This window comes from Streptomyces sp. NBC_01003, assembly GCF_045162695.1.
GTDB lineage: Bacteria > Actinomycetota > Actinomycetes > Streptomycetales > Streptomycetaceae > Streptomyces.
Genome location: NZ_CP108707.1, coordinates 3,333,679 through 3,349,486 on the forward strand (window position 1 = coordinate 3,333,679; position 15,808 = coordinate 3,349,486).

General features: G+C 68.7%; 14 protein-coding genes. 3 read left to right on the forward strand and 11 right to left on the reverse strand.

Features of this window, described 5'->3' with window-relative positions; translation table 11 throughout:
* Positions 1–115: 115 nt before the first annotated feature.
* Positions 116–598 (reverse strand): SRPBCC family protein, encoded by a 483-nt coding sequence (locus OG698_RS15285; protein ID WP_406103532.1) that lies wholly within the window; start codon positions 596–598, stop codon positions 116–118.
* Between the two features lie 160 nt (positions 599–758).
* Complete coding sequence (locus OG698_RS15290; protein ID WP_406103533.1) at positions 759–2,918, reverse strand: RecQ family ATP-dependent DNA helicase; 2,160 nt, start codon at positions 2,916–2,918, stop codon at positions 759–761.
* Between the two features lie 456 nt (positions 2,919–3,374).
* On the opposite strand from OG698_RS15290, the gene OG698_RS15295 reads away from it, so the two are divergent.
* Positions 3,375–4,016 carry a hypothetical protein gene (locus tag OG698_RS15295; protein ID WP_406103534.1) on the forward strand — a complete coding sequence of 214 codons (642 nt, stop codon included), beginning with the start codon at positions 3,375–3,377 and terminating at the stop codon, positions 4,014–4,016.
* 106 nt (positions 4,017–4,122) lie between these two features.
* Here the strand turns inward: OG698_RS15295 and OG698_RS15300 are convergent, their stop codons facing one another.
* From OG698_RS15300 to OG698_RS15310, 3 genes are all read right to left on the reverse strand, one after another.
* Positions 4,123–4,788, reverse strand: coding sequence for a hypothetical protein (locus OG698_RS15300; protein ID WP_406103535.1), 666 nt, complete (start codon positions 4,786–4,788; stop codon positions 4,123–4,125).
* 67 nt (positions 4,789–4,855) lie between these two features.
* On the reverse strand, positions 4,856–5,557 hold the full coding sequence (locus tag OG698_RS15305; protein WP_406103536.1) for a ribonuclease HII: 702 nt from the start codon (positions 5,555–5,557) through the stop codon (positions 4,856–4,858).
* Positions 5,558–5,690: 133 nt separating this feature from the next.
* The gene (locus OG698_RS15310; protein WP_406103537.1) at positions 5,691–6,314 is read right to left on the reverse strand and encodes a TetR/AcrR family transcriptional regulator; all 624 of its coding nucleotides are present in this window, start codon (positions 6,312–6,314) and stop codon (positions 5,691–5,693) included.
* A 137-nt stretch (positions 6,315–6,451) separates the two neighbouring features.
* Here OG698_RS15310 and OG698_RS15315 point away from each other — a divergent pair, with 137 nt between their 5' ends.
* Positions 6,452–8,026: an MFS transporter gene (locus tag OG698_RS15315; protein ID WP_399967210.1), complete on the forward strand. Its 1,575-nt coding sequence runs from the start codon at positions 6,452–6,454 to the stop codon at positions 8,024–8,026.
* A gap of 149 nt (positions 8,027–8,175) precedes the next feature.
* On the opposite strand, the gene OG698_RS15320 is transcribed toward OG698_RS15315, so the two are convergent.
* The 4 genes from OG698_RS15320 to OG698_RS15335 form a co-directional block, all read right to left on the reverse strand.
* Positions 8,176–9,084, reverse strand: coding sequence for an ADP-ribosylglycohydrolase family protein (locus OG698_RS15320; protein WP_406103538.1), 909 nt, complete (start codon positions 9,082–9,084; stop codon positions 8,176–8,178).
* A 12-nt stretch (positions 9,085–9,096) separates the two neighbouring features.
* Complete coding sequence (locus OG698_RS15325; RefSeq protein ID WP_406103539.1) at positions 9,097–9,756, reverse strand: histidine phosphatase family protein; 660 nt, start codon at positions 9,754–9,756, stop codon at positions 9,097–9,099.
* 95 nt (positions 9,757–9,851) lie between these two features.
* Positions 9,852–10,457, reverse strand: coding sequence for a YdbC family protein (locus tag OG698_RS15330; protein WP_326773777.1), 606 nt, complete (start codon positions 10,455–10,457; stop codon positions 9,852–9,854).
* A gap of 33 nt (positions 10,458–10,490) precedes the next feature.
* The gene (locus OG698_RS15335; protein WP_406103540.1) at positions 10,491–11,315 is read right to left on the reverse strand and encodes an arylamine N-acetyltransferase; all 825 of its coding nucleotides are present in this window, start codon (positions 11,313–11,315) and stop codon (positions 10,491–10,493) included.
* A 90-nt stretch (positions 11,316–11,405) separates the two neighbouring features.
* Between OG698_RS15335 and OG698_RS15340 the strand changes: the two genes are divergently transcribed.
* On the forward strand, positions 11,406–11,933 hold the full coding sequence (locus OG698_RS15340) for a TerD family protein (protein WP_326773779.1): 528 nt from the start codon (positions 11,406–11,408) through the stop codon (positions 11,931–11,933).
* 77 nt (positions 11,934–12,010) lie between these two features.
* Here OG698_RS15340 and OG698_RS15345 read toward each other — a convergent pair whose 3' ends face one another.
* Both OG698_RS15345 and nrdR read right to left on the reverse strand, forming a co-directional pair.
* A complete protein-coding gene (locus tag OG698_RS15345) occupies positions 12,011–14,917 on the reverse strand; it encodes a vitamin B12-dependent ribonucleotide reductase (protein WP_399981999.1) in 2,907 nt (968 codons plus the stop codon).
* 137 nt (positions 14,918–15,054) lie between these two features.
* Complete coding sequence (gene nrdR, locus OG698_RS15350; protein WP_326773781.1) at positions 15,055–15,600, reverse strand: transcriptional regulator NrdR; 546 nt, start codon at positions 15,598–15,600, stop codon at positions 15,055–15,057.
* Positions 15,601–15,808: the final 208 nt, after the last annotated feature.

A 15,808-nucleotide genomic window follows, 5' to 3' on the forward strand; every position in this document is an offset into this window, starting at 1 on the left:
GCGCGAAGCCGACCCATCAGGCCATGCTTCTCCCAGCCATGTCGTTCACTTGCTGACGTCAGCTCAGTGGCCGTATGTGGAAGGGAACTTCGGGCACGCGGCGCACGCACCGCGATCAGGAGTGGCTCTCGCTCCCGTGCTTGAGGTTGTTGACCCAGGCTTGGAGCGAGGCATCGAGGGCGGCCTGCAGGTTGGCGGTGTCGGTATCGACCGGTGCGCCGGTCCAGGACCCCTCGGTGTGGACGAGCACGCCGTTCTTGGTGGGCGTGAACGTCCACACGTGGACGGCGGTGATGCCCTGCGCGGGACCTCCCCAAGCCAGCCGCTTGCCGGGCACGACCTGCTTGACGGTGGAGGTGATGCCCAGCCTCTGGGTCTCCCAGCGGAACACCGAGCCCGGCCGCAGCCGGCCCGGCGTGTCCTTCGTGACCGTGGTGACGTCGGGCTGCCACGACGGCCGGTTCTCGACGTCCGTCTGCACCTTCCAGATCGTGCGCAGCGGCGCATGGATCACGATGTCCTCGCGAGTGACAACGGGGGCGGTCTCGTCGATCTGCGCGTCCGCGGCGGTGAACCTGAAAGTCGCAGAACCCGTCAACGGCGCGGGCCTCAAGCCGCACACGCCGACAGGAGCAGAAGCCGAAACGGACACGGAAACGGAAAGGGACGCGCCCGCCCATACTTCGGGCTCGCACGTCCCCTTCTACGGCTCCGGTCAGTGGCTCAGCTCAGCGCCTCAGCCCTGAGCACCCAATGACTCAGCCCGCCGCAGCCAGTACCAACGGCAGAACCTGCTCGCTTCCCGCCTGCCGGAGCAGCCGCGCGGCGACCGCGAGGGTCCAGCCGGAGTCCGTGTAGTCGTCCACGAGCAGGACGGGACCCGGAGCGCCGGCCAGGGCCGCGGCCAGATCGTCAGGAACGGTGAAAGTGCCGGACAGTGTCCTGAGCCGCTGGGCGGAGTTGCTGCGGCGTGCCGCGTGTACGTCCCCCGGCCCCGTATACGCAAGCGTGCCCAGGAAGGGGAGGCGGCCGATGGTCGCGATTCCCTGGGCGAGGGAACCGACCAGTTGCGGCCGGGTCAGGGACGGCACCGCGACGACTCCCACCGGCCGGGCAGAGGCGTCCGGAACACTCGGCGCCCACCCCCCGGGCGAGCGCGCCCAGTCGGCGATGACGGCTACCGCGGCCTTCAGGACGTCGTCGGGGACGGGCCCGTCGGGCGCGTTCTCGGCCAGCAGCGGGCGCAGTCGGTTGCCCCAGCCGATGTCCGAGAGCCGCCCCAGGGCGCGCCCGGTGGAGCACTGTTCCTTGGCCGGGATGCGCCCCTTGAGGTCAATGCCCAGCGCGGGCATCCCCGTCGGCCACATGCGGCGCGGCTCGACCTCCACCCCCGGGCGGTCCAGTTCCCTGGCAGCCCCCGTCAGCATCTCCGCCGAAACCGAGGAATCGGCCCAGGCCCCCGCACAGTTGTCGCAACGGCCACACGGAGCCGCACCCTCGTCGTCCAGTTGCTGGCGCAGGAACTCCATCCGGCACTGGGACGTGCTCGCGTAATCACGCATGGCCTGCTGCTCGGTCGCCCGCTGCTTGGCCACCCACGCGTAGCGCTCGGAGTCGTACACCCAGTCGGCTCCCGTGGCCGTCCAGCCGCCCTTCACCCGCTTGACCGCGCCGTCGACGTCCAGCACCTTCAACATCGACTCGAGTCGACTGCGCCGAAGATCCACCGCCGCCTCCAGGGCGGGCACGGACAGCGGCCGTCCCGCACCCGCGAGAGCCGAGAGGGTCTGGCGGACCTGCGCCTCGGGCGGGAAGGCCGTATCGGCGAAGTAACGCCAGATGGCCTCGTCCTCCTTGCCCGGCAGCAGCAGCACATCGGCGTGGGCCACACCGCGGCCCGCACGCCCCACCTGCTGGTAGTAGGCGATCGGCGAGGACGGCGAGCCGAGATGGATCACGAATCCCAGGTCCGGCTTGTCGAAGCCCATCCCCAGCGCGGAGGTGGCGACCAGCGCCTTCACGCGGTTCTCCTGGAGATCGATCTCGGCCTGGAGCCGGTCGGCGTTCTCCGTCTTGCCCGTGTACGACGCCACGTTGAAGCCGCGCTGGCGCAGGAAGGCGGTGGCCTCCTCGGCCGCGGCCACCGTCAGCGTGTAGATGATGCCGGAGCCCTGAAGCTCATCCAGGTGTTCGGCAAGCCAGCCCAGGCGGTGTGCGGCATCCGGCAACTGGACCACGCCCAGGCGCAGACTCTCCCGATCCAGCGGGCCGCGGAGCACCAGTGCCTCGCCGGCTCCCGTACCCAGCTGATCGGCGACATCCGCCGTGACCCGCGCGTTCGCCGTAGCGGTGGTGGCCAGCACCGGAACACCGGCGGGAAGCTCGGCCAGCATCGCCCGCAGCCGGCGGTAGTCCGGCCGGAAATCATGGCCCCAGTCGGAGATGCAGTGCGCCTCGTCGACCACGAGCAGACCGGTCGTGGCCGCGAGCTTGGGCAGGACCTGGTCGCGGAAATCCACCGAATTGAGGCGTTCCGGACTCACGAGAAGAACGTCGGTCTCGCCACGCTCGACCTCCTCATAGATCGTGTCCCACTCCTCCGGGTTGGCCGAGTTGATCGTGCGCGCCTGGATACCGGCCCGCGCCGCCGACTCGACCTGGTTACGCATCAGCGCCAGCAACGGCGAGATGATCACCGTGGGACCGGAGCCACGCCGCCGCAGCAGGGCCGTGGCCACGAAGTACACCGCCGACTTGCCCCAGCCGGTGCGCTGCACCACAAGGGCACGCCGACGCTCCTCGACCAGGGCTGCCACCGCCTGCCACTGATCCTCCCGAAGGCGCGCCGAACCCCCCGGATCGCCGACCAGCTCAGCGAGGATGGCGTCGGCTTCGGCACGCAGCTCCTGGTTACTCATCCCCCCATGCAACCCCACACCACTGACAACGGCCCAATCCGCCGCCGCGATGATCACCGCCGGTCCCTTCCATCCGGCCGCCTGGAGGGTGTCCCGCCAGATGCCGAGCCCCTCTGGATCCGAGCCCCTCCAGATCCAATTCTCGGGGCGCCCGGGTCACCGAGGTCAGGGGGTGTTACCGCTGGTCGTGGCGGTAACGACGTGATCCTGGCGTCCGGTCGAAGCCGTAAAAACGTGATCCTGGCGTCACGGGTGACGGCGGTGGGCAGGGATATAGCCGACGCTTCCCCAGATACCGGCCCCCGGCCCCGATTGCTCGTTGCCGCAAGCCAGTGCGAAGGGAAGAATTGGAATCGCTCCCGCGCGGCTCGATCGTGGTCCGGTAGGGCTGTGCCGCGGTGCGCTCCCGCAGTCCGACCCCGCCCGCAGTGTGGGCGCGTAGCCGAAGGGAGGACCGTGACCTTCGGATTCGCTCCGTCCTCGGCGACATCATTGTCGACGTCATCGACGCGTGCCGACATGTCCGCCGACTCCGCCAATCAACTCGCCAGGGTGCTCGAACCCGCGGAATGGGCCGCGGCGGGGATCCCCTTGCTGCGCAATCCGCGCGAGGTCGTCAGCGGCCTGCACGCCCGGCACCGCCCCAACCCTCAGACGGCCGTCGTGGCCGTTCTTGACACGGAGGAGCGGCTCAGTGCCAGCGCGTCGTTCACCCGGCGCGCGAGCGCGGCGGACGGCTGGGTGTTCCGCAACGCGCTGCTCACGCACCTGCGCCGGGTCATCCCGCACGACCTCCGACGCCGTACACCGGTGCGTACTGCCGTACTGCTCTACTGCCGTGAGGGCGACGCGCATTGGACGGAGGAGGACGGTGCGTGGATGTGGGGGCTGCGGGATGCCTGCACACTTCATGGGCTGCGCTGCGGGGCGTACATCACCATGACGCGGGACGGCTGGCAGGTACTCGGCGAGGGACGTGCCGGCCGGCGGCCGAGCCTTGGGTCGGCGCCCGAAGCGTTCGAGGGCGGCGTCGAGCCACCCCTGCCGCGCACAGGAGGAGCCGCGTCGGAGGTACTGCGCCGCGCGGCCGCCCGCTGAGAGCTGCCGCTGAAAACGAGCCCGTCGCGACGCGGTCCGCAGTCACACGACGCCGCCGGCCGCCCGCGGAACCGTCGAGCGGTCCGGGCAGCCGGCGTGCGGCGTGTCAGACTCCGGCGCCCAGCAGGGAGTTGATCCGCTGCGGGTCGCCACACACGATCAGCAGGGCGCCCGCCCGGCCGAGGGCGAGAGGCATTGCCGCGGCGGCCGCCTCATCGGCGCCGCCGTTCAGCGCGACGACGACCACAGGCCGCTTGGCGGCACGCTCAGCGGCACCGGCGTCGGCGTAGAAAACGTCGTCACCCGCGTCGTGCTGCGCCCAGTAGGCGGTGTCGCCGAAGGACAGCTCGTGCGTGGCCCACGGGTGCGGGTCACCGGTGGTGATCACCAGCACCTCGCCGGGCGCACGGCCCGAGTCGAGGAGCAGGTCGACGGCTTCCTCCGCGGCGTCCAGGGCGCCCTCGACCGAAGCCGGGATCAGCTGGATCTGCGGCTGCGCGCTCGCGTCCGCCGCAGCGGGCGCGGTCGGCACGGCCGCGGGGGCGGCCGGAGCCGAAGGCCCCGGCTTGGCGGCGGACACCGACTCGCGCGACGTGCGCTGCGCGGGCGGCATCGGCCGTGCGGGACCCGGGCGTCCGGGTCGCGGCGGCGCCGCGGGACGCGGGCCGGGTACAGGGCGGGGGGTCGGCGCGTTGCGGCCGCTGGGGGCCGAAGTGGCGCGGGGACCCTGGACACTCTCGTGAATCTGAGGCTCCTCGGGAAGGAGAGGCATGAGCTGATATCTATCAAACGCCGGTGCGGGTGGCCCCGGCGGGTGGCACATGAGTGCGAACGGAAGATCAGAAGTCGAAACCGAGTTGGCCTTCGATCTCCGGAACGTTTCCGTTCGCCCAGACGCGGGCCTTCTTGAGGTGCCGCCACTGGGGCAGCGCATCAAGATACGCCCACGTGAGCCGGTGGTACGGGGTGGGCCCCCACACCTCCAGCGCGGCTTTGTGGACCGGCGACGGATAACCGGCGTTGGCCGCAAAACCGAAGTCTGCATGTTCGATGCCCAGTTCGGCCATCATTTTGTCGCGCCGAACCTTGGCGATCACCGATGCCGCGGCGACGGCCACACAGGACCGGTCACCCTTGATCACCGTGCGGACCTGCCAGGGAGCGCCGAGGTAGTCGTGCTTGCCGTCGAGGATGACCGCGTCCGGACGGACCGGAAGGGCCTCGAGGGCGCGCACCGCGGCGAGCCGCAGAGCGGCCGTCATCCCCAGCTCGTCGATCTCCTCGTGGGAGGCGTGCCCGAGAGCATGTGCCGTCACCCAGCTCTCCAGCGTCTCGGCGAGCACTTCGCGCCGCTTCGGGCTGATCAGCTTGGAGTCGGTGAGACCTTCGGGCGGTCGGCGCAGCCCGGTGACAGCGGCGCACACAGTGACCGGTCCCGCCCACGCACCGCGACCGACCTCGTCCACACCGGCGACGATCTTGGCTCCGGTGGTGGCGCGCAGTGAACGCTCGACGCTGTGAGTGGGTGGTTCGTACGGCATGGCGCCAGATAGCGTACGCCGTCTCGCCCCCTCAGCGACACCCCGGTACGACCGGCCCGTTCTCCGTCAACGCGGCGCGATGCCGCCACACACTCCGGCGCCGGGTCAAATCCACGGCCGACGCCGCCCCGCGTCACGCCCCCCGCGGCCGCAGCAGCGGAACCATCACCTGATCGATCATCTCCGTGAGATCACGCTCTCCCCATTCGCTCGCGCACACCTTGGAGCGATACATCATCATCGCAGGGATGACATCGCAGACGTACGCGTCAGCGGCGCCGGGGCGAACCTCTCCCCGCTCGATCCCGCGGTTCACGACCTCTTTGATCAGCTCGACGCTCGGCTGGACGACGCCCTCGAAGATCACCCCATGGAGGCGCTGCGCCGTCGCCGAGTCGCATTCGTGAAGAACCGAACGCAGAGCGAATCCGGGGCGCGAGTACATCGCCTCACGCATCAGGCCGCACAGCTCGATCAGGTCCTCCCGGACGCTGCCGCGGTCCGGCGCTCCGTCGAGCCTGGGCAGCGCCGCCTGGAGGGCGTCGGCGACGAGCTCCTCCTTGGACGGCCAGCGGCGGTAGACGGCGGCCTTGCCCGTCTGCGCTCCGGCGGCGACGCCTTCCATCGTGAGGGCGTTCCAGCCGACCGTACTGAGCTGCTCCAGCGCGGCTTCCAGGATGGCCCGCTCCAGCACGGGGCCACGCCGGCGCAGGGTGGCCGTCCGAGCGGGGGCGGCCGTCCAGCGCGAAGTATCCATCGTCTTCTCTCCGTTGGGGAACCGGGTGTTCCAGGCAGCTTCTTCAGTGAACGGTTGCGTTCACTGATGGGGAGTCACTACCGTTCGAGGCAACAGTGAACGGTTGCGTTCACTAACGCACTTGTGGGGGATCCATAGTGTCAACCTCTCAGTTAACTCAAGATCAGAAACCGAACAAGCCGGGGAAGCCGGGACAGGCACGACGGGCGGGGCGCCCCGGCATAGCCCTCGCCGTCATCGCGGCCTGCCAACTCATGGTGGTACTGGACGCGACGATTGTGAACATCGCGCTCCCGCACATTCAGGGCGCGCTCAAGTTCTCCACGACAGACCTCACTTGGGTCGTCAGCGCGTACACGCTCACCTTCGGCGGCCTGCTGCTTCTCGGTGGCCGTGCGGGAGACATCCTCGGTCGCCGCCGGGTCTTCATGTCCGGCATCCTGCTCTTCACACTCGCCTCCCTGCTCGGCGGACTCGCCCAGGAACCCTGGCAGTTGCTGGCGGCCCGGGCCCTGCAGGGCGTCGGTGGCGCGATCGCGTCGCCCACCTCGCTCGCCCTCATCACCACGACGTTCCCCGAAGGCCCGGAGCGGAACCGCGCGTTCGGCGTCTTCGCGGCCGTCTCCGCGGGCGGCGGCGCCGTCGGTCTCCTCGCCGGCGGCATGCTCACGGAGTGGCTCGACTGGCGCTGGGTGCTGTTCGTGAACGTGCCCATCGGCATCCTCATCGCGGTACTGACGCCGATGTACATCAACGAGTCCGAACGCCACCCGGGACGCTTCGACATCGCGGGCGCGCTCACCTCCACGGCGGGCATGGCCTCGCTCGTGTACGGCTTCATCCGGGCGTCGGAGGAGGGCTGGCGGGACAGCATCAGCATGGGATCGTTCGTCGCCGCCGTGGTGCTGCTGCTCGCCTTCGTGTTCATCGAGAGCCGGGCGAAGGAACCGATCACTCCGCTGCGGATGTTCGCCGACCGCAACCGCTCCGGCACGTACGTGATCATGCTGAGCCTGGCCGCGGCGATGTTCGGCATGTTCTTCTTCATTGTCCTGTTCGCACAGAACGTCCTCAACTACACGCCGATCGAGGCGGGCCTCGCCTTCCTGCCCGTGACGGCCGCGATCATCGTCGGCGCGGGCCTGTCGCAGCGGCTGCTTCCGGTCCTCGGCCCCAAGCCGTTCATGATGACCGGCGCGACGTTCGTCCTGCTCGGCCTCGGCTGGCAGACGTTCATCTCCCCCGACAGCTCGTACGTGAGTGGGGTGCTCGGCCCGATGCTGCTGTTCGGCATCGGGATGGGGCTCAACTTCGTGACGCTCACCCTGACCGCCGTCTCCGGAGTCGCACAGCACGAGGCGGGCGCGGCGTCCGGGCTGCTCAACGCGATGCAGCAGGTGGGAGGTTCACTCGGCCTCTCCATCCTGACGACCGTCTTCGGTACGGCCAGCAGGAACGAGGCCAAGGACCAGATCCCCTCCTTCATGGCGCAGGCCACGCCCGAGCAGAAGGCGGAGTTCGCCAAGACCCATCAGCTCCCGGCTCCCTGGGGGCACCAGGTCCTGGCTGAGGGCATCTCGACCGCGTTCATTCCGGCCGCGGCGATGGCGCTGCTCGCCCTGATCGTCGCCACTGTGGTGATCCGGGTGCGCAAGAGCGACCTGGAAGCGCTCGCGGGTACCGCGGGTGCGGCCGGGCCGGCGGGCGGCTGACTGGGGGAGCCGCCCACCGGGGGAGGTGGATGCCGGGCCATCCGGCTCGACGAAGGCGGCCCGGCATCCATCACACCCAAGCCGATGCGTTCACCAGCAGAGCCCTACGGGTGCATCCGTCACACCGAGTGAGGCGTGAGGTCCACAGGTCAGACCGGCAGTCCGGGCGCCCACTCCGGCAGGGGCTCGGTCCGCCGCAGCCACAGGTCCGCCGGAGCGCCACCCGAGCCTGAAGCGACCACTCCGCCCACGATCGCGCACGTCGTGTCCATGTCGCCGCCCACCTGGGCCGTCTCCCAGAACGCGCGCTCGAAGTCGCCGAGCCCGCGCGCCGCCGACCACAGGGCGAACGGCACGGTGTCGTGCGCCGTGGTGCGTCGGCCGCAGCCGAGGACCGCGGCCACCGTCCCCGGGTCGCCGTAGTCGAGCATGTCCCTGGCCCGCCGGAGCCCCGCGCCCACCGCACTGCGCGGCACGAGCGCGATCACTCCGTCGAGGAGTGCCTGCGGCGTCGGCGGTCCTGCCGGATCGGCCACGATCGCGGCAGCTGCGGCCACGGCCATGGCCCCGACCACGGCCTCCCGGTGCTGATGCGTCGGATAGGCGGAGATCTCGGCCTGATGCGTGGCCTGCTCCGGATCGTCCGCGTACCAGGCCCCGAGCGGCGCGATCCGCATCGCCGCGCCGTTGCCCCAGGAGCCCTGGCCCTTGAAGAGCGCGGAGGACAGGGAACGCCAGTCGCCGCCCTCGCGGATCTGCCGGAGCAGCCGGTTCACCGCGGGACCGTAGCCGCGGTCGAAGTCGTGGTGCTCCGCGAAGGACCGGGCGAGCGCGTCCTGCTCGATCCGGTTCTCGGCGGCCAGGACCGCCACTACGGAACACGCCATTTCGGTGTCGTCGGTCCACTGCCAGATGCCGTCGGGCAGGTCGCGGCGCTTGAGCAGCGGATGGTTGGCGGGCACGAAGAACTGGGAGCCCAGCGCATCCCCCACCGCCAGGCCGCGCAGGCTGGACAGGGCGCGGTCAAGCCGCACATGAGGAGAGGAGTCAGCGGTCATCGCCCTGCCACTCTAACCGGTGACTCCGTACGGCTCCGGGTCACGCCATCGTTCGAACGGCCGGTCCAAGGTGTATTTGCCGTCCTTCCCGAGAACGAGTGCCCGCGTCTCACCGTTCCTGGGATTCGACAGACATTCGAAGTCGGCGACGGTCCAGTGGAACCAGCGCATGCAGAACAGCCGCATGGTGAGCCCGTGGGTGACGAGGAGGACATTCGAGGGGTGGTCGTGCGCCTCGAAGCTCCGGTACAGACTCTCCAGAAAAGCACCCACACGGTCGTACACGTCAGCCCCGGACTCGCCCTGGGCGAAGCGGTAGAAGAAGTGGCCGTACGCGTCGCGGTACGCCTTCTGGAGGCGTACGTCGTCCCGGTCCTGCCAGTTTCCCCAGTCCTGCTCCCGCAGCCGCGGTTCCTCGCGCACCCGTACGAGTTCGGGGTCGAGCCGGAAGGCGCGGAACGTCTGGTGCGTACGGCGGTAGGGCGACACGTACACGCTCACCTGCTCACGGCCGAACAGCTCCCGCAGGTACTTCCCTGTCTCGTCCGCCTGCCGGTGCCCGGTCTCGGTGAGGGCCAGGCTGTGGTCGGGCTCGCGTTCGTAGACGGTGTCGTCGGCGTTGCCCTCCGACTCGCCGTGCCGGACAAGGACAATGCGCCGCGGTCGTGCCATGCGGAAACCCTAGATCGGAAGGGCCCGGTTCGAGCACCCGTACGGGCTCCATCCGGCGTATGTCACACCGCGGTCGCTGCTGTGGCCGATCCGGATCAGACCGTCCAGGAGGGTTCGAGCTGGACGATGTCGCCTGTGATCCCGGCGATGTCGGTCTCCGTCTGGGCGCGGGTCGAGAGCCGCTCCACGCGTTCGGCCTGGTATTTGCCGTGCTCGGCCACGGAGTGCCACATCGACAGGATCAGGAACTCGTTGCCCGGCGCCTCACCGAACAGTCCGCGCACCATCCCCGGGGAGCCTGCCATCGCGGGGTTCCAGACCTTCTCCTGCATGAGCGCGAAGTGTTCCTCGCGGTCCGCGTGCACCCGGCAGTGCGCGAGGCGCACCGTGTCCGCATCCGTGAAGCGCGGCTCGAAGCCCGTCTTCACATCGAACCGGTGGTCGAAGAGCTTCACTTGAATGTCTTTGTACGTGCCCGACTGAGCGGCCGCGAGCCGGTCGTGCGAGCGCGCCATGAAGGAGTCGTAGAAGGCACGGCTCTCCCAGAAGCCGAGGACATGAGCCACCCCCGGCCGATTTCTGCTCCAGCCCCCGCCCTGTCCCCGGAATCCCGGCTCCCCCAGAAGCCCCGCCCACTTTCGCTGCCCCCGCTCGAACCCGCGTCGATCGGTCACGGTGCAGCGAATCCACTTGACCAGCACCGCGCCATCGTACGGCCCACGACGTGGGTTCGGTCACGCTCCGGCGTCGCGCATCCTGGCCAGTCGTGCCGCGTCCTCGTCACTCAGTTCGATCCCGAACTCACGGGCGAGAAGGTCTGTCAACTCGCCTTCCTGTACGTCCCGTTCGTCCCGGGTGCCGTCCGGCAGCTCGACCGACATCCGCATGTCGATGAGGGAGCGCTGGCTGTCGACGGCGGCACGCTGGACGACGGGGCGATGAGTGAAGGCGGACCGCGGATGCGTCGACGTGTAGTGGTTCATCACCACGTAGTCGACGGGATGGCGCTCCTCCAGGGTGAAGGCGTATATCTCCTCCCAGCCGCCGGGACGCAAGCCGCACAGGACCAGAACGCCGGGGTTCTCCGACATGAGGCCGAAGGTCCACGGTCCCTGACGCACCTCGATCCCGTCCCGCAGGGGGATCGGTTCGCGCAGGCCCTGGGCGCCGAAGCCCACGTCGCACAGCCACTCCTGCCCGTCCTCCACGGTGACGCGGGTCAGCATGTGAGTGACCGCGCGAAGCGCCGTGGCGCCCACCCGGACGCGGGCCCCAAGTCCCCTCACGGAGTAGCCGATTCGCTCCAGGACCGCCGCGAAGACCAGGTTCTGCTCGTAGCAGTAGCCGCCGCGGCGCTGCCGCACAAGCTTCGCCTGCAAGGCGGCGAGGCCCAGGTCCACCGGCCGCCCGAGCATGATCTCCAGGTTCTCGAACGGGATCGCCGCGATATGCGCCCGGTGCAGCGCGCGCAGCGTGTCCAGATCCGGTTTGACCTGCCCCGTGAAGCCGATTCGCGCCAAGTAGGCGTCGAGATCGAGGTCTTCCCCGTTCCAGTTCATGGTCACAATCGTAGGACGTAGCGTGTCCGTAGCAGTCATGAGCAGTCAGTGATGAACAGCCGTAACCAGCAGCCGAGAAGGGGGAGTTCGGTGAGCAGCTTCAAGAAAGGACTCAAGAAGGTCGAGGTCGCGCTGAAATGGGACCCGAGTCCGATCGGCCAGCCGCCCCATGATCTCGACATCATCGCGGCGACCTACACATCCGACGATCCGGGCGGAGCGCCGGCCTACGTAGTGCACTTCGACAGCCGCTCCCCCGACGGGACCATCACCCTCAACCGGGACAGCACGACGGGCCAGGGCTTCGGATTCGACGAAGTCATGACACTGGAGCTGGAGCGCCTGTCGCCCTCCTACGCGCGCGTGGTCGTCGGTATCGCCATACAACAGGGAGAGCGGGCAACGGTGTTCGGAGCGGTGGCGAACACGGCGGTCCGTATTCGCGAGGGGTACACCGGCCTCGCGCAGAACGACTTCTCCGAAGTGGCCGATTCCACGGCGGCCGTGATCGCCGAATTCGCGAGGGACGACTCCGGAGAGTGGGCCTTCCGCGAGGTGCTCCAGGGCTACGACAGCGACCCGACGTCGTTCGCCGCCGCGATGGGCGGCGCGCACTGAGCGCTCCGGGGACGCGGAACGGGTGAGGGGCGGCGGGCCTGGTGGCCCGCCGCCCCTCACCTCACTGCGTCAGCGGATCAGCTGCAACCGCTGGTCGAGCCGCAGCCCTCGCAGATGTAGCAGGAACCGGCGCGCTGCATCTTCGTGCCGCAGGAGAAGCACAGCGGGGCGTCCGCCTGGATGCCCAGCTGCATCTCCACGAGCTCGGCGCTGGTGTGCGCCTGCTGCGGAGCGGGCGCCGCGGCGACGGCCTCGGCCTTGGGGGCCTCGACGACGGCCTTCAGGGACTCGGTCTGCCGCGGGGCGGACTGAGCCAGACCCTCGACGTCGACCTCGACATCGTCGATGGACTGCTCGTACGAGCCCGTCTCCAGGTGACGCTGACGCTCCTCGGCCGAGTGGATGCCGAGCGCGGAGCGCGTCTCGAAGGGCAGGAAGTCGAGCGCCAGGCGGCGGAAGATGTAGTCGACGATCGACTGCGCCATCCGCACGTCCGGGTCGTCCGTCATGCCGGCCGGCTCGAAGCGCATGTTCGTGAACTTCGAGACGTACGTCTCGAGCGGGACGCCGTACTGCAGACCGACGGAGACAGCGATCGAGAAAGCGTCCATCATGCCGGCGAGGGTGGAGCCCTGCTTCGACATCTTCAGGAAGACCTCGCCGAGACCGTCGTCCGGGTAGGAGTTGGCGGTCATGTAGCCCTCGGCGCCACCGACGGTGAAGGAGGTGGTGATCCCCGGGCGGCCCTTGGGCAGACGCTTGCGGACCGGACGGTACTCGACGACCTTCTCGACCGCGGTACGGATGGTCTCCTCGGCCTTGGCGGTGACCGCCTCCTTCTCCTTCTCCTTGGTCTTGGCGGAGAGGGGCTGGCCGACCTTGCAGTTGTCGCGGTAGATGGCGAGCGCCTTGACGCCCATCTTCCACGCCTCGAAGTAGACCTCTTCGACGTCCTCGACCGACGCGGTCTCGGGCAGGTTGACCGTCTTGGACAGCGCGCCGGAGATCCAGGGCTGGATGGCGGCCATCATGCGGACGTGGCCCATCGCGGAGATGGAGCGCTCGCCCATCGCGCAGTCGAAGACCTCGTAGTGCTCGGTCTTCAGGCCGGGGGCGTCGATCACATTGCCGTTGTCGGCGATGTGGGCGACGATCGCCTCGATCTGCTCCTCCTGGTAACCCAGGCGGCGCAGGGCCTGCGGGACGGTGCCGTTGACGATCTGCATCGAGCCGCCGCCGACGAGCTTCTTGAACTTGACCAGGGCGAGGTCGGGCTCAAGGCCGGTGGTGTCGCAGGACATCGCGAGACCGATGGTGCCGGTCGGGGCGATGACCGAGGCCTGCGAGTTGCGGAAACCGTTCTTCTCGCCAAGGCGGACGACGTCCTGCCAGGCCTCCGTGGCGGCGGCCCAGATCGGCGTGTCCAGGTCGTCCATGCGGACGGCCTTGGTGTTCGCGTCGGCGTGCTGCTTCATGACCCGCTGGTGCGGCGCGGCGTTACGGGCGTAGCCGTCGTACGGGCCGACGACCGCGGCGAGCTCGGCGGAACGCTTGTACGAGGTACCGGTCATCAGCGACGTGATGGAACCGGCCAGGGCGCGGCCGCCCTCGGAGTCGTACGCGTGACCCGTGGCCATCAGCAGGGCGCCGAGGTTGGCGTAGCCGATGCCCAGCTGGCGGAAGGCGCGGGTGTTCTCGCCGATCTTCTGCGTCGGGAAGTCCGCGAAGCAGATCGAGATGTCCATCGCGGTGATGACCAGCTCGACGACCTTGGAGAAGCGCTCGACGTCGAAGGACTGGTGGCCCTTGCTGTCGTCCTTCAGGAACTTCATCAGGTTCAGCGACGCGAGGTTGCAGGACGTGTTGTCCAGGTGCATGTACTCGCTGCACGGGTTCGAGCCGTTGATCCGGCCGGACTCCGGGCAGGTGTGCCACTGGTTGATGGTGTCGTCGTACTGGATACCGGGGTCGGCACACGCCCACGCGGCCTCGGCCATCTTGCGGAAGAGCGACTTGGCGTCGACCTCCTCGATGACGTCACCGGTCATCCGGGCGCGCAGACCGAACTTGCCGCCGGTCTCCACGGCCTTCATGAACTCGTCGTTCACGCGGACCGAGTTGTTGGCGTTCTGGTACTGGACGGACGTGATGTCGTCTCCGCCCAGGTCCATGTCGAAGCCCGCGTCACGCAGCGCGCGGATCTTCTCCTCTTCCTTCACCTTGGTCTCGATGAAGTTCTCGATGTCGGGGTGGTCGACGTCGAGGATGACCATCTTGGCCGCGCGGCGCGTGGCGCCACCCGACTTGATCGTTCCTGCGGAGGCGTCGGCACCGCGCATGAAGGAGACAGGACCGGAGGCATTGCCGCCCGAGGACAGCAGCTCCTTGGAGGAACGGATCCGCGAGAGGTTCAGGCCGGCGCCGGAGCCGCCCTTGAAGATCATGCCCTCTTCCTTGTACCAGTCGAGGATCGACTCCATGGAGTCGTCGACGGCAAGGATGAAGCAGGCGGAGACCTGCTGGGGCTGCGGCGTACCGACGTTGAACCACACCGGAGAGTTGAAGCTGAAGATCTGGTGCAGGAGGGCGTACGCCAGCTCGTGCTCAAAGATCTCGGCGTCGGCGGGCGAGGAGAAGTAGTTGTAGTCCTCTCCGGCCTTCCGGTACGTCTTCACGATCCGGTCGATGAGCTGCCTGAGGCTCACCTCGCGCTGCGGGGTGCCGACCGCGCCGCGGAAGTACTTGCTGGTGACGATGTTGACCGCGTTCACCGACCAGAAGCCGGGGAACTCGACGCCACGCTGCTCGAAGTTGATCGAGCCGTCGCGCCAATTGGTCATGACGACGTCACGGCGCTCCCACTCCACCTCGTCGTACGGATGCACGCCGGGAGTCGTGTGGATGCGCTCGATACGCAGCCCCTTGTTGGCCTTGGCTCCCTTGGCGCGGGAACCTCGTGCCGGGCCACTCGTCGTCTCTGTCATGCCGCCTCCCTATACCGGGCTAAAACGCCCCGAAGTGCCTCGATCTTCCCGTGGCACGGTGTGTGTCTTGTATTGCGGACGCCGCTCTTGCCGCCCGCAACCAGGTCTGGATGGCCGCCGACCGACCCCTGGGCCGGTCAGTCGGCAGCGGTGGCGGGCACGGGGACTTCGACAGTCCCTCCGGGCCCGCAGCCACATGGTTCGCGCTCTCCGCCCGCGTCCCCCCGGCTCGCACCGGGCAGCTGTTCCCTCAGCTCCGCGATGGCCGAGTCGAAGTCCTCCAGCGAATTGAACGCCCGGTACACGGACGCGAAGCGCAGGTAGGCGACGAGGTCGAGTTCCTGAAGGGGGCCGAGTATGGCCAGGCCCACGTCATGGGTGGTCAGCTCCGCGCTGCCGGTGGCACGCACCGCCTCCTCGACCCGCTGGCCGAGCTGAGCGAGGGCGTCCTCGGTGACGGGGCGACCCTGGCATGCCTTGCGGACGCCGTTGATCACCTTCGTACGGCTGAAGGGTTCGGTCACCCCGCTCCGCTTGACCACCATGAGCGAGCACGTCTCCACGGTCGTGAAACGACGGGAGCAGTCGGGGCACTGGCGGCGCCTGCGGATCGACGTGCCGTCGTCGGTGGTGCGACTGTCGACGACACGGCTGTCGGGGTGCCTGCAGAAGGGGCAGTGCATGGAACTCCAACCCTCCTTCACAGCACGACTCAATGGCCTCGCGAGGCCCTTGAGGCCCCTCGAAGCAGCCCCAAGCATAGGCGATGGCGGAGGCCTCGAAGGACCGGGGACCACAACTTCTGGGCTGCTGATGCAATCCAACCACTAGATCTGGGGTTTGGTCGCAAATTCGCCCCTACGCGTGTCGCTTTCACCTCGCGAACACCGG

What these genes read in the sequence shown, in the direction of transcription:
- OG698_RS15290 (WP_406103533.1), bottom strand. Translation starts at nt 2,918, where the DNA reads ATGAGTAACCAGGAGCTGCGTGCCGAAGCCGACGCCATCCTCGCTGAG.
- OG698_RS15300 (WP_406103535.1), bottom strand. Translation starts at nt 4,788, where the DNA reads ATGCCTCTCCTTCCCGAGGAGCCTCAGATTCACGAGAGTGTCCAGGGT.
- OG698_RS15305 (WP_406103536.1), bottom strand. Translation starts at nt 5,557, where the DNA reads ATGCCGTACGAACCACCCACTCACAGCGTCGAGCGTTCACTGCGCGCC.
- OG698_RS15310 (WP_406103537.1), bottom strand. Translation starts at nt 6,314, where the DNA reads ATGGATACTTCGCGCTGGACGGCCGCCCCCGCTCGGACGGCCACCCTG.
- OG698_RS15320 (WP_406103538.1), bottom strand. Translation starts at nt 9,084, where the DNA reads ATGACCGCTGACTCCTCTCCTCATGTGCGGCTTGACCGCGCCCTGTCC.
- OG698_RS15325 (WP_406103539.1), bottom strand. Translation starts at nt 9,756, where the DNA reads ATGGCACGACCGCGGCGCATTGTCCTTGTCCGGCACGGCGAGTCGGAG.
- OG698_RS15335 (WP_406103540.1), bottom strand. Translation starts at nt 11,315, where the DNA reads ATGAACTGGAACGGGGAAGACCTCGATCTCGACGCCTACTTGGCGCGA.
- OG698_RS15345 (WP_399981999.1), bottom strand. Translation starts at nt 14,917, where the DNA reads ATGACAGAGACGACGAGTGGCCCGGCACGAGGTTCCCGCGCCAAGGGA.
- nrdR (WP_326773781.1), bottom strand. Translation starts at nt 15,600, where the DNA reads ATGCACTGCCCCTTCTGCAGGCACCCCGACAGCCGTGTCGTCGACAGT.